This window comes from Rhodoplanes sp. P11 (genome assembly GCF_964266735.1).
Classification (GTDB): Bacteria; Pseudomonadota; Alphaproteobacteria; order Rhizobiales; family Xanthobacteraceae; genus Rhodoplanes; species Rhodoplanes serenus.
In genome coordinates this window covers 542,770-555,657 of record NZ_CAXWGY010000019.1, presented here as the reverse complement: position 1 = coordinate 555,657, position 12,888 = coordinate 542,770, and the positions used below count along the sequence as shown (strand labels likewise).

General features: G+C 69.6%; 9 protein-coding genes. 7 read left to right on the top strand and 2 right to left on the bottom strand.

Annotation, left to right across the window (positions count from 1 at the left end):
* The first annotated feature begins 447 nt into the window (after positions 1-447).
* On the top strand, positions 448-786 hold the full coding sequence (locus ACFQUV_RS21650) for a P-II family nitrogen regulator (protein ID WP_111383796.1): 339 nt from the start codon (positions 448-450) through the stop codon (positions 784-786).
* Between the two features lie 62 nt (positions 787-848).
* Here the strand turns inward: ACFQUV_RS21650 and ACFQUV_RS21645 are convergent, their stop codons facing one another.
* Positions 849-1,433 (bottom strand): DNA-3-methyladenine glycosylase, encoded by a 585-nt coding sequence (locus ACFQUV_RS21645; protein WP_129610758.1) that lies wholly within the window; start codon positions 1,431-1,433, stop codon positions 849-851.
* Positions 1,434-1,873: 440 nt separating this feature from the next.
* On the opposite strand from ACFQUV_RS21645, the gene ilvD reads away from it, so the two are divergent.
* Positions 1,874-3,598 carry a dihydroxy-acid dehydratase gene (ilvD, locus tag ACFQUV_RS21640; protein ID WP_129610759.1) on the top strand — a complete coding sequence of 575 codons (1,725 nt, stop codon included), beginning with the start codon at positions 1,874-1,876 and terminating at the stop codon, positions 3,596-3,598.
* Positions 3,585-4,475, top strand: a complete 891-nt coding sequence (locus ACFQUV_RS21635) for a tetratricopeptide repeat protein (protein WP_129610760.1) — start codon at positions 3,585-3,587, stop codon at positions 4,473-4,475. The genes ilvD and ACFQUV_RS21635 overlap by 14 nt, the downstream gene beginning before the upstream one ends.
* 326 nt (positions 4,476-4,801) lie before the next feature.
* Here ACFQUV_RS21635 and xth read toward each other — a convergent pair whose 3' ends face one another.
* The gene (xth, locus tag ACFQUV_RS21630) at positions 4,802-5,623 is read right to left on the bottom strand and encodes an exodeoxyribonuclease III (protein ID WP_129610761.1); all 822 of its coding nucleotides are present in this window, start codon (positions 5,621-5,623) and stop codon (positions 4,802-4,804) included.
* Positions 5,624-5,938: 315 nt separating this feature from the next.
* On the opposite strand from xth, the gene ACFQUV_RS21625 reads away from it, so the two are divergent.
* The 4 genes from ACFQUV_RS21625 (at position 5,939) to ACFQUV_RS21610 (ending at position 12,876) form a co-directional block, all read left to right on the top strand.
* Positions 5,939-7,090 carry an efflux RND transporter periplasmic adaptor subunit gene (locus ACFQUV_RS21625; RefSeq protein WP_129610762.1) on the top strand — a complete coding sequence of 384 codons (1,152 nt, stop codon included), beginning with the start codon at positions 5,939-5,941 and terminating at the stop codon, positions 7,088-7,090.
* A 55-nt stretch (positions 7,091-7,145) separates the two neighbouring features.
* The gene (locus tag ACFQUV_RS21620) at positions 7,146-10,337 is read left to right on the top strand and encodes an efflux RND transporter permease subunit (protein ID WP_129610763.1); all 3,192 of its coding nucleotides are present in this window, start codon (positions 7,146-7,148) and stop codon (positions 10,335-10,337) included.
* Positions 10,338-10,451: 114 nt separating this feature from the next.
* Positions 10,452-11,417, top strand: coding sequence for a tripartite tricarboxylate transporter substrate binding protein (locus ACFQUV_RS21615; RefSeq protein ID WP_129610764.1), 966 nt, complete (start codon positions 10,452-10,454; stop codon positions 11,415-11,417).
* Positions 11,418-11,634: 217 nt separating this feature from the next.
* The gene (locus tag ACFQUV_RS21610) at positions 11,635-12,876 is read left to right on the top strand and encodes a sensor domain-containing diguanylate cyclase (RefSeq protein ID WP_165364108.1); all 1,242 of its coding nucleotides are present in this window, start codon (positions 11,635-11,637) and stop codon (positions 12,874-12,876) included.
* Positions 12,877-12,888 lie beyond the last annotated feature (12 nt).

Sequence of the window (12,888 nt, the reverse complement as noted above, 5' to 3'; positions counted from 1 at the left end):
GGCTCCGCGCCGCCTTATGCCGTAGCTGCGCCGCCGTAAGGTCGTTCCGCGTGATCGTGATCCCCGGCATCCCTGCCTCCCTCGAATCAAGAGACCTCAGAGAATCACGCCGACCACCCCTCGAAAATCCGAGTCACCCTCTCACGCCGTTGGTATGAGTTCGCCCCTGGATTCCGGCTCGCGGCTTCGCCGCGCCCCGGAATGACATCTTTCTGCAAGCCGAGATCTCCGTGCGAGACGAGCCGGCGGCCGCTGCCGGCACGTCCTCGCGGTGGCGGCGAATGTCCGCAATGCATCCGCGCCGCATCGGTTTTTGCTGAATTTCCGGTTGCGTGCCGGTATTGTGTTCATTGCGATAGTTTTCGGACCGCCGCGCCCTTTTCGGGCGCAGGGACTGCCCTCGATCCCGGCCTGCTCGGCGTCCGACACCAACCACGGAGCGCCGACATGAAGCTGGTCACTGCCGTCATCAAGCCCTTCAAGCTCGACGAGGTCCGCGACGCGCTGGCGGCGGCCGGCGTGCAGGGCATGACGGTCACCGAGGTCAAGGGCTACGGCCGCCAGAAGGGACACCAGGAGCTCTATCGGGGGGCCGAGTACACGGTGGCGTTCCTGCCCAAGGTGCGCATCGACCTCGTGGTCGAGGACGCCCGTGTCGACACCATTCTGGAGACCATCCGGAGCGCCGCTCGCACCGACCACATCGGCGACGGCAAGATCTTCGTCTCGTCGATCGAACGGGCGTTGCGCATCCGCACCGGCGAGACCGACCGCGAGGCGCTCTGAGGCATCGGCGCCTCCACCCCGGCGCCTCCACGGCTCTGGGGCGGGAGGCGCCGCGTGGCCGGTCATCCCGCCCGGAACGGCCGGCTGAGAAACCGCGAGCCGGCGAGGCCATAGCGCCACGGCTTGTCGGCCGCCTTGGTGATGCCGATGCGCGGGCCGGCGACGATCGCCGGCGTGCTCTCGCGGGCGAGCAGCACGAAGGGCGGGGCGTCGAGCGGCGCGCCGTCGAGCGTCTTGGTGATGCCGAGCGCCTGGCACAGCCGGCCGGGCCCGGCGCACAGCAGCCGCGCGTCATCGAGCCCGCGCCGCGCCCGCATGCGGTCGAGCCCATGGGTCGGCGCCAGCGCCCGGATCAGCACCGCGCTCGCCTCGCCCGCCGGCTCGCACACCGCGTTGACGCACCAGTGGATGCCGTAGGAGCGATACACATAGGCGTGGCCCGGCGGGCCGAACATCACGGCGTTGCGCTCGGTGCGGCCGCCATGGCTGTGCGAGGCCGGGTCGGTGTGGTGATAGGCCTCGACCTCGACGATGACGCCGCCGACACCGTCGACCAGCAGCGTCGCGCCGATCAGGTCGGGCGCCACCGCATGGACGCTGCGATCGAAGAAGCCGCGATCGAGACGGGCAGGGGCGGGCGGTTTCATGGCGAAGCTCGGCCGCGCGCGAGGCAGCGCGCGCGACACCGCCGCGAGCGTTCGGCGAGCGCTCCGACATGGTGAAGAAAAGGTCGATGAAATCGGTGCGATCGGAGCATCGGCATTGACGGAGAAGCGAGGCGGAGCCGCTATGACGGGGCGACGCGATCGGGGCGCGTCGATCCACCAAACGAAACACGAGTCGCGCCTGTCGCGAAGGGTGACGACGCGCCGCTCGTGTGCGCGTGACCACAACGTGTGGCGTCGTCGCAACAGGAGGTCAACATTTCCGTGACCGGCCGGAAGCCAGCTCAAAACGCCTATTTTCCGCCACACCCCTCCGTGATTTCGAAAGGGTCCAGATCGCAGTCGACGATGTGCGTTCGCATCGTCCGGTCGCGATCCCGACAGGGGATGCGGCGAACCCGGCAGGGGCAGCGATAGACGCGATGGACTCCAGGACCGACCTCAAGAGCAGGTTGCCCAGCCGGCACGTGACCGAAGGTCCGGAACGCGCGCCGCATCGGTCCTATTACTACGCGATGGGTCTCACCACGCAGCAGATCCACCAGCCCTTCGTCGGCGTCGCGAGCTGCTGGAACGAGGCCGCCCCCTGCAACATCGCGCTGATGCGCCAGGCCCAGGCGGTCAAGAAGGGCGTCGCGGCCGCCGGCGGCACGCCGCGCGAGTTCTGCACCATCACGGTGACGGACGGCATCGCCATGGGGCACGAGGGCATGCGCTCCTCGCTGCCGTCCCGCGAGGTGATCGCCGACTCCGTCGAGCTGACCATGCGGGGCCACGGCTACGACGCGCTGGTCGGCATCGCCGGCTGCGACAAGTCGCTCCCCGGCATGATGATGGCCATGTGCCGCCTGAACGTGCCGTCGATCTTCATCTATGGCGGGTCGATCCTGCCCGGCACCTTCAAGGGCCGGCCGGTGACCATCCAGGACGTGTTCGAGGCGGTCGGCCGCCATTCGGTCGGCGACCTCTCCGATGCCGATCTCGACGAGCTGGAGCAGGTGGCGTGCCCGTCGGCCGGCGCCTGCGGGGCGCAGTTCACCGCCAACACCATGGCGACCGTGTCGGAGGCGATCGGCCTGGCGCTGCCCTACTCGGCCGGCGCGCCCGCCCCCTACGAGATCCGCGACCGCTTCTGCGCCACCGCCGGCGAGCAGGTGATGGCGCTGATCCGAAGCGGCCTGCGCCCTCGCGATATTGTGACCCGCCAGGCGCTGGAGAACGCCGCCGCCGCGGTTGCAGCCACCGGCGGTTCGACCAATGCTGCGCTTCATCTCCCGGCGATCGCCCATGAGTGCGGGATCGCGTTCGATCTGTTCGATGTGTCCGACGTGTTCAAGCGTACGCCCTATATCGCGGACCTGAAGCCCGGCGGCCGCTACGTCGCCAAGGACCTGTTCGAGGTCGGCGGCATTCCCCTCATCCTCAAGACGCTCCTCGACCACGGCTTCCTGCACGGCGACTGCATGACCGTGACGGGCCGCACCATGGCCCAGAACCTCGCCGGCGTGGCCTGGAACAAGGACCAGGACGTGGTTCTCCCGGCCAACCGGCCGCTGCTGCCGACCGGCGGCGTCGTCGGTCTCAAGGGCAACCTCGCTCCCGAGGGCGCCATCGTGAAGATCGCCGGGCTGGAGAGCCTGACCTTCACGGGCCCGGCCCGCTGCTTCGATGGCGAGGAGGCGTGCTTCGAGGCGGTGCAGAAGCGCCGCTACAAGGAGGGCGATGTCCTGGTGATCCGGCACGAGGGGCCGCAGGGCGGCCCCGGCATGCGCGAGATGCTGGCCACCACGGCGGCGCTCTATGGCCAAGGCACCGGCGGCAAGGTGGCGCTGATCACCGACGGGCGCTTCTCCGGCGCCACCCGCGGCTTCTGCGTCGGCCATGTCGGGCCGGAGGCGGCGGCCGGCGGCCCCATCGGCCTGCTGCGCGACGGCGATATCATCGCGATCGACGCCGAGGCCGGCACTCTCGACGTGAAGCTCTCCAAGGCGGAGCTCGATGCCCGCCGCGCGGCGTTCAAGCCGAAGCGGGCGACGGCGACGTCCGGTTACTTGTGGAAATACGCCCAGCAGGTGGGGCCGGCCCGGACCGGGGCCGTCACCCATCCGGGCGCTGTGGCCGAGAAGAAGTGCTATGCGGACGTCTAGTCGGGTCGGCATCCTGGTGGCGGCCGGGCTCGTGATCGGGCTCGGGACCGCCGTCGCGTTCGACGGATCGCGCTCGACCGCCCAGGTGGCGCCGGCCGTGAGCGTCGACCTGTTTCCGCGCGGCACCGGCCTTCTCGATGCGAACCGTTTCCAGGGCCTGCCGGGTGCCCGCAGCCTGACGCCGGTCGAGGCGTTCCGCTCCGGTGCCCAGGCGCTGCGCGCCGGCGACACCAAGGGCGGCGTCTCGTCGCTCGAATACGCCGCCGCGAGCGGCCATCCGATCGCCCAGTGGAAGCTCGGCCGCATGTATGCGGACGGCGACGGCGTCAAGCAGGACGACGTGCGGGCCTTCGAGTACTTCCGCGAGGTGGCCGACGCCCATGCGGACGAGAGCCCGGGCACGCCGCGCGCCCGCTTCGTCGCCAATGCGTTCGTGGCCCTCGGCAACTACTATCTCGACGGCATCCCGAACTCGACCGTGAGGGCCGATCCGGACCGCGCCCGCGAGATGTTCACCTACGCGGCGTCGTATTTCGCCGATCCGGATGCCCAGTTTCATCTCGGCCGGATGTATCTCGACGGCCATGGCGGCGTGAAGGACGCCCGCCAGGCGGCCCGCTGGCTCCAGCTCGCCGCCAACAAGGGCCAGTACCAGGCCCAGGCGATGCTCGGCGCCATGCTGTTCAAGGGCGAGGCGGTGCCGCGCCAGGGCGCCCGTGGCCTGATGTGGCTGACGCTCGCTCGCGATGCCGCGTCCCCGCAGGAGGCGTGGATCAGCGACATGCACGCCTCCGCCTTCAAGTCGGCGAGCGACGAGGAGCGGGCGAGCGCGCTCGCCTATATCGAGCGCTGGCTGCGCGGCGGCCGGCGGGAGTAGGGCGGCACGTCGTTCGCCTCGCAGTTCATCGGAGCAGTTCTCCCGTAGCCCGGATGGAGCACAGCGACATCCGGGTCGGCGGTGCCCGAAAGTCCCCGGTCCGACGATCCCGGGTTTCGTTCCTCAACCCGGGCTACGGTTCTGTTCATCCTGGCGCGACCGCCGTTCAGCACCCGCCTCGCAGTTCATCGGAGCAGCTCTCCCGTAGCCCGGATGGAGCACAGCGACATCCGGGTCGGCGGTGCCAGAAAGTCCCCGGTCCGACGATCCCGGGTTTCGTTCCTCAACCCGGGCTACGGTCCTGTTCATCCTGGCGCGACCGCCGTTCAGGCGGCGTCCGGCGCCGAGGCCGCCCGCGCCGACTTCCCGAGATCGAGGTCGCACCACACCGGGACATGGTCGGACGGCTTGTCCCAGCCGCGCACATGCTTGTCGATGCCGGCGGACACCAGCCGGTCGGCCGCCTGGGGTGACAGCAGCAGGTGGTCGATGCGCAGCCCCTGGTTCTTCGGCCAGCACCCCGCCTGATAGTCCCAGAACGTGTAGAGGCCGGGTGCGTCGGAGCCGGCCCGGATCGCATCGGTGAAGCCTAGTCCCTTGAGGGCCGCGAACCGCTCCCGGGTGGTGGGCAGGAACAGCGCGTCCTGCCGCCAGGCGTCCGGGTTCGGCACGTCGATCTCGGCCGGCAGCACGTTGTAGTCGCCGGCCAGCACCAGCGGCTCCTCCAGCGCCAGGCGGTCGCGCGCATAGGCCGCGAGCCGGTCCATCCAGCGCAGCTTGTAGGGGTATTTCTCGGTGCCGACCGGGTTGCCGTTGGGCAGGTACAGGCACGCCACCCGCACCACCCCGTCGCCGGTCGAGACGACAGCCTCCAGGAAGCGGGCGTGGTCGTCTCCGTCCTCGCCGGGCAGCCCGGGCGTCACCTCGTCGAACGGGAGACGCGACAGCACCGCCACCCCGTTGAAAGTCTTCTGGCCGTGCACCGCCACATTGTAGCCCAGCGCCTCGATCGGCTCCCGCGGAAAGGCGTCGTCGACGCACTTGATCTCCTGAAGGCACACGATGTCGGGCTGGCGGGCCTGGAGCCAGGATACGAGGTGATCGAGCCTCTGCTTGACCGAGTTGACGTTCCAGGTGGCGATCCGCATGGCACTCTCCGGCTGGACGTCCGGCCCCTCCGGACGCCGCGGCGATGGCCGGGATGACCCGCCCAGCCCGCGATTTCAATTACATTTTAGCAATCCGGCGAGCTTCCGGCTGCACCCGGCGGCTCGTTATGATAATTCCTCAACATAGGCCATGGCATCATGCGGCAGGTCGAACGATCGGCCGCGTGGTGTCGCGGCGACTTTGTATTCATTCTGTCGGTATCCACGCTTTCCTTTGCCGGCCACACCCGCGGCGCCTCGGTGGGCGCTGGTGGCGCGCGGGGAGCCGGCGGCCTCGTGAGGCGTTCGCGCGCGATGACGAAACGACGTGTCCTGTTCGGGGTTCTCGCCGTGCTCGCGCTGGCCGGCAGCGCGGTCGCGGTGCAGCAGCTCGGCCCCGGCGACAAGAGCGCGCCGCCGACGGCCCGTGCGACCGGCCCGCGGGCCGTGGCGGTGACCACCGCGGTGGCGACCCGCAAGAAGGCGCCGGTGCAGCTCGAGGCGCTGGGCACCGTCACGACGCTCGCCAGCGTGGCGCTGCGCACCCGCATCGACAGCGAGATCGTCGCCATCCATTTCGAGGACGGCGCCCTGGTCAAGGCGGGCGACCTCCTGGTCACCCTGGACAGCCGCGCGCTCGAAGCCCAGATCCGCCAGGCCAAGGGCCAGCTCGCCCGCGACAAGGCCCAGCTCGAAGGCGCCGAGCGCGATCTGCGCCGCTACACCGAGCTGGTCGCCCGCGCGGCGACGCCTCAGGTCAATCTCGACAACGCCAAGACCCAGGCCGACGTCTATCGCGCCGCCATCCGGGCGAGCGAAGCGACCATCGAGCACCTGGAGGTGCAGCTCGGCTTCACCACCATGAGGGCGCCCATCACGGGCCGCATCAGCCAGGCGAACGTCAAGGTCGGCAATCAGGTCCGCACCGCCGATCTCACGCCGATCGCCACCATCAACCAGATGGCGCCGGTCTACATCTCGTTCACGGTGCCGCAGCGGGTGCTGCCGCAGATCCGCGCCGCCATGGCGGGCGAGGACTCCGGTGTCGAGGCGATCATTCCGGGCGAGGCCCGCCAGGCGCGCGGCCAGATCGCCATGATCGAGAACGCCGTCGACGCGGCGACCGGCATGGCCACCGTCCGCGCCCTGATGCCCAACCAGGACGAGCTGCTGTGGCCCGGCACGCTGGTGACCGCACGGCTCACCTTGCGGGTCGAGGACGCCGTCACGGTGCCGTCCGCCGCCGTCCAGGTCAGCCAGCAGGGCAGCTTCGTCTATGTGGTGAAGGACGGGACCGCCCGGGTGCAGCCGGTGACGGTGCTGCGCAGCGTGGGGCTGGAGACCGTGGTGGACGGCGGCATCACGGGCGGCGAGACGGTGGTCACCGACGGCCACCTCCAGCTCACCGACGGCGCCCGCGTCACCGTCCGCGGCGAGGCCGACCCGTCCCGCAAGGCGGGAGCCTGATCGTCGCACGTCGCGATACCCCCGAACCGGCATCGGCCGCACTGGAGACGACCCCGTGAATCTCTCGGAGACGTGCATCCGCCGGCCGGTGATGACCACCCTGATCACCGCCTCCATGATCGTGTTCGGGATCTTCGCCTATCGGCTGCTCGCCGTGGCGGCGTTGCCGACCGTGGACTACCCGACCATCTCGATCACCGCGACCCTCCCGGGCGCCAGCCCCGAGACCATGGCGGCTTCGGTCGCCTCGCCGATCGAGCGTCAGCTCTCGACCATCGCGGGCATCTCGTCGATGACCTCGATGTCGTCGCTCGGCACCACCCAGATCACCATCCAGTTCGACCTCGCCCGCGATATCGACGGGGCAGCGCTGGACGTGCAGACCGCGCTGTCGGTGGCGCAGCGGCGGCTGCCGATCGAGATGACGACGCCGCCGAGCTTCCGTAAGGTCAATCCCGGCGACTTCCCGATCCTCTACATCAGCCTGGTGTCGCCGACGCTGCCGCTGTCGACCATCAACGACTACGGCGAGATCACCCTGGCGCAGCAGATCTCGCAGATCCCCGGCGTCGCCCAGGTGCTGGTCTACGGGGCGCAGCGCTTCGCGGTGCGGGTGCAGGTCGACCCGGTGGCGGCGGCGGCCCGCAACATCTCGCTCGAGGACATCCGCAACGTCGTCGCCAAGACCAACTCCAACACGCCAGTCGGTACCATCTCGGGCACCGAGCAGAACGTCACCCTGACGGCCACCGCGGCGATGAACAAGGCGGCCGAGTATCGCAAGGTGGTGGTGGCCTATCGCAACGGCGCGCCGGTCAAGCTGGAGGAGGTGGCGCGCGTCGTCGACTCGGTCGAGAACGATCGCATCGCCAGCTACTTCAACAACGAGCGCGCGATCGTGCTGGCGATCCAGCGGCAGCCCTCGGCCAACACGGTGGCTGTGGTCGACGCGGTGCGCGAGCGGCTGCCGAGCTACCGGGCCCAGATCCCGGCCGCCATCCGGATGGAGGTGTTGAACGACCGCTCCACCTCGATCCGCGAGGCCGTGTTCGACGTGCAGGAGACCCTGGCGATCGCCATCGGTCTCGTCGTGCTGGTGATCTTCCTGTTCCTGCGCACCTTCTCGGCCACCCTCATCCCGGCGCTGGCGGTGCCGATCTCGCTGGTCGGCACCTTCGCGGTGATGTACGCGCTCGGCTTCTCCATCAACAACATGACCATGCTGGCGCTCACGCTGTCGGTCGGCTTCGTGGTCGACGACGCCATCGTGATGCTCGAGAACATCGTGCGCCACATCGAGGGGGGCATGCGGCCGTTCGAGGCGGCCCTCAAGGGCGCGCGCGAGATCGGCTTCACCATCGTGTCGATCACCTTCTCGCTGATCGCGGTGTTCATCCCGGTGCTGCTGATGGGCGGCCTGGTCGGCCGGGTGTTCCGCGAGTTCGCCGTCACCATCGCGGTGGCGATCCTGATCTCCGGCTTCGTGTCACTGACACTGACCCCGATGCTGTGCGCCCGGGTGCTGCGCAGCCATCGGGAGGGCGAGAAGCAGAACATCCTGCTGCGGGTGTTCGAGCGTGCCTTCGACGGCATGCTGCGCGCCTACGAGGTGACGCTCGACCTGGTGCTGCGCCACAAGCCGATCGTGCTGGTCGCCACCGCCGCCACCCTGGTCGGCACCGTCTGGCTCTACATCGCGATTCCGAAGGGCTTCTTCCCGATCGAGGACACCGGCTTCATCTCGGCCACCGTCGAGGGCCCGGCCGACATCTCGTTCAAGGCCATGCAGGAGCGCCAGCGCCGCATCGCCGAGATCGTCCGCGCCGATCCGGCGGTCGCCTATGTCAACTCGACCGTCGGGGTCGGCGGCCCCAACCCGACGCCGAACTACGGCCGCATGTTCATCTCGCTCAAGCCCAAGAAGGAGCGCAACGAGAACGCCACCGCGGTGATCCAGCGGCTGCGTCGGGAGACCTCGCAGGTGGTCGGCATGGCGACGTTCTTCCAGAACGTCCAGAACATCAACATCACCGGCCGCATCTCCAAGAGCGAGTACCAATACACGCTCCAGTCCAGCGACACGGCGACGCTCTACGATGTCGCCCCGATCATGCGGGAGAAGATCGCGGCGCTTCGGGGCCTGCGCGACGTCGGCACCGACCTCTACATCTCCAATCCGCAGATGACGGTGGAGATCGACCGCGAGCGCGCCGCCTATTACGGCATCTCGGTCGAGCAGGTGCGGCAGGAGCTCTACAACGCCTTCGGCACCCGTCAGGTCGCCACCATCTACACGCCGTCGAACGACTATCAGGTGATCCTGGAGAGCCTGCCGGAGTTCCAGGCCGATCCGTCCGGGCTCGACCGCATCTTCCTCAAGACCAATCTGAGCGGCGCCGCCGGCGCGGCGCTGACGCCCGGCGGCGGCGTCACCGGCAACACCGCCGCGAACGGCCCGGCCATCCCGCTCTCCGCCGTCACGCGGGTGGTGCGCACCGTCGGTCCGTTGCAGGTGAACCACCAGGGCCAGCAGCCTTCGGTGACCATCTCGTTCAACCTGGCGCCCGGCTTCTCGCTCGGCCAGGCGGTCGACGCCATCCGCGACATCGAGCGCGACGCCAATCTGCCGGCGTCGATCGCGACGGGTTTCCAGGGCTCCGCCCAGGTGTTCCAGGACTCCCTGCGCGGGCAGGGCGTTCTGGTGCTCGCCGCCGTGTTCGCCGCCTATGTGGTGCTCGGGATTCTCTACGAGAGCTTCATCCATCCGATCACCATCATCTCGGGGCTGCCGTCGGCCGGCGTCGGCGCACTGCTGGTGCTGATGGCGTTTCAGATGGAGCTGTCGGTGATCGCCATGATCGGCATCGTGATGCTGGTCGGCATCGTCAAGAAGAACGCCATCATGATGATCGACTTCGCCATCGAGCGCCGCCGGGTTGGGCTCGGCGCCGAGGCGGCGATGCGGGAAGCCTGCCTGCTGCGCTTTCGGCCGATCATGATGACCACCTTCGCGGCGATCTTCGGGGCGCTGCCGATCGCGCTCGGCACCGGGGCGGGGGCAGAGCTGCGCCAGCCGCTCGGCGTCGCCGTGGTGGGCGGGCTCGCCGTCTCGCAGCTCCTCACCCTCTACATCACGCCGGTGATCTACATCTATCTCGATCGCCTCGACCGCCGCCTGAAGCAGCGGCTGGAGCCGCAGCTCGCGCCGGTTCGCGAGGGCGAGCGCGCCCCGGCGGCCGCCGAGTAGGGAGCCGCGGCGCCGGCTGGTGGCGGCGGCTCTCGTCGCCGGACTGGCGGCCTGCATGGCAGGCATGCATATTGCGTCTCCGGGGCGGTCCATGGGGGACCCAGAGGGGCGAGCATGCGTAGGCGAGTGTTTCTAGCGGCGGTGTTGATGTCGATGGCGGGGGTGGCGGCGGCCTCCGCCCAGGAGTGGCCGGCCAAGCCGGTGCGGGTGGTGATTCCGTTCGGGGCCGGCAGCGCCACCGACGTGGTGCCGCGGGTGGTGCTCGAGGGCATGTCGGCGCGGCTCGGCCAGCCGCTGGTGGTGGAGAACCGCGCCGGGGCCGGCGGCACCATCGGCTCGGCGAGCGTCGCCAAGGCGGAGCCGGACGGCTACACGCTGCTCGCCACCTCGCAGGCGCACGCCATCGCGCCGGCGATCTACCCGAACCTGTCCTACGACGTGGTGCGCGATTTCGTGCCGGTCGGCGCCTTCGGCAGCGTCCCCAACGTCCTGGTGGTGGCGCCCTCGGCCGGGCTCGACACCGTGCAGGCGTTCGTGGCGGCCGCCAAGGCGCAGCCCGGCTCGTTCACCTTCGCGTCGGTCGGCATCGGCTCCGCCGTCCATCTCAGCGCCGAGCGCTTCCGCGCCAGCGCCGGCTACGAGGCCGTGCATATCCCGTTCAAGGGCGGCGCCGAGGCGTTGACCGAGGTGATCGCCGGCCGCGTGACCTACTATTTCTGCCCGGTCTCGACGGCGCTGCCGCATATCCGGGCCGGCCGGGTCAAGGCGCTGGCCGTCAGCAGCCCCAAGCGGCTCGCCGATCTGCCCGAGGTCCCGACCACGCTCGAAGCCGGCTTCCCGGACTCCGACCTCACGGTGTGGATCGGCCTGTTCGCCCCGGCGAAGACGAGCCCCGCCGTGGTGGCGACGCTCAATCGCGAGCTGCTGGCGGCGGCCGCGACCCCGGCGGTGCGCGAGCGCCTGGTGCAGCTCGGGGTCGAGCCGATGCCGCTCTCGGCGGCGGAGTTCGGCAAGGTGGTCGAGGCCGACGTGGTCACCCTCGACCGCTTCGCCAAGGCGATCGGCATGAAGCTGAACTGATTTCGACATGATCGCCGGCCCGCATCCCGGCCGAGGCTGTGGACGCGGGCCGAAGGCCCCGCGTGGCCGGCGCGGCAGCCCTGCGGCCTGCGACTAATAACAATGGCGGAGTCTCAATGGTAATTTAACGGTTTTGAACAACGGTATTGTTCGGTCCGTAGTCTCCGCGGCCCCGTCGATCCGCATTGCACGGCGTTCCTGCACAGGGGAAATGTCGATGTCCGCCGAGACGGTGCTCGAGCCCCCGGTCGAATCCCGGGCGGCCGCTTACGCCGCATGGGTGCGCGAGCTGCGCAGCGGCAAGCCGGTTCCGAAGCTCGAATCCGATGCCATCGATCCGCTGTCGGTGCTCGCTCGCGAGCTGGAGCTGCTGGCCGAGCAGATCGCCCGGCGCGAGCGCGAGGTCGAGCGGCTGTTCGACCTGGTCCATCGCCTCGAAGAAGGCGTGCTGCTGGACGACGTCCTCGATCGCATCTTCGAGCGCTTCGGCGAGGTGATCCCGTATCATCGCATCGGCTGCGCCTTCGTCACGCCGGATGGCACGCATCTCTCCGCCTTCTGGGCCCGCTCCCTGCTCGGGCCGATGCGGATTTCCGCCGGCTATGCGCAGCCGCTCGCCGGGAGCAGCCTGGCGGCCGTGCTGGCGAGCGGCGAGCCGCGCATCATCAACGATCTCGAAGCCCATCTGGCCGAGAACCCGCATTCGGATGCGACCCGGCGTATCGTCGAGGAGGGGGGACGATCGAGCCTCACCTGTCCGCTCATCGTCGGCCGGCGCCCGATCGGCGTTCTGTTCTTCACCAGCCGCGACCGCGGCGCCTATCACGACCTTCATCGCACGACGTTCCGGCAGATCGCCGCCCAGGTCTCGCTGGTGATCGAGAAGAGCCGTCTCTACGAGGAGATGCTGGACCACAACCGGCGTCTCCAGGAGGAACGGCACCGGCTCAGCGAGGCGGCCGCCCACGATCCGCTGACCGGGGCGTTGAACCGCGGCGCCATCATGGGTGCGGTCGAGCAGGTGGTGCGCGCGGCCGCCGCCACCCGGCAGCCGTTCGGCCTGGTGATGGTGGACATCGACCACTTCAAGCGCGTCAACGACGAGCACGGGCACGCCGCCGGCGACGCCGTGCTGATCGAGTTCACCCGCCGGATGGCGTCGGCGCTGCGCGAGGGGGATCTGGTCGGGCGCTACGGCGGCGAGGAGTTCCTGCTGCTGCTGCGGCCGCTCGCCGCCGATGCTCTCGGCACCACGATGGAGCGACTGCGTGCCACGGTGGCGGAGCGGCCGTTCGATCTGCGCGGAGAGCCATGGCGCGTCACGGCGAGCTTCGGCGCCATCGTGGGCCCCGTCGGAGGCACCACTGCGGCCGATCTGGTGGCGCGGGCCGATCAGGCTCTCTACGTCGCCAAGCGGTCGGGCCGCGACCGGGTCGAGATCGCGGCCCCGGCCGGCTGAGCCAGGTGCCGA

Excerpts from the sequence above, each read along its gene's own strand:
- ACFQUV_RS21615 (WP_129610764.1), top strand. The coding sequence starts at position 10,452 with ATGCGTAGGCGAGTGTTTCTAGCGGCGGTGTTGATGTCGATGGCGGGG.
- xth (WP_129610761.1), bottom strand. The coding sequence starts at position 5,623 with ATGCGGATCGCCACCTGGAACGTCAACTCGGTCAAGCAGAGGCTCGAT.
- ilvD (WP_129610759.1), top strand. The coding sequence starts at position 1,874 with ATGGACTCCAGGACCGACCTCAAGAGCAGGTTGCCCAGCCGGCACGTG.
- ACFQUV_RS21650 (WP_111383796.1), top strand. The coding sequence starts at position 448 with ATGAAGCTGGTCACTGCCGTCATCAAGCCCTTCAAGCTCGACGAGGTC.
- ACFQUV_RS21635 (WP_129610760.1), top strand. The coding sequence starts at position 3,585 with ATGCGGACGTCTAGTCGGGTCGGCATCCTGGTGGCGGCCGGGCTCGTG.
- ACFQUV_RS21645 (WP_129610758.1), bottom strand. The coding sequence starts at position 1,433 with ATGAAACCGCCCGCCCCTGCCCGTCTCGATCGCGGCTTCTTCGATCGC.
- ACFQUV_RS21610 (WP_165364108.1), top strand. The coding sequence starts at position 11,635 with ATGTCCGCCGAGACGGTGCTCGAGCCCCCGGTCGAATCCCGGGCGGCC.
- ACFQUV_RS21625 (WP_129610762.1), top strand. The coding sequence starts at position 5,939 with ATGACGAAACGACGTGTCCTGTTCGGGGTTCTCGCCGTGCTCGCGCTG.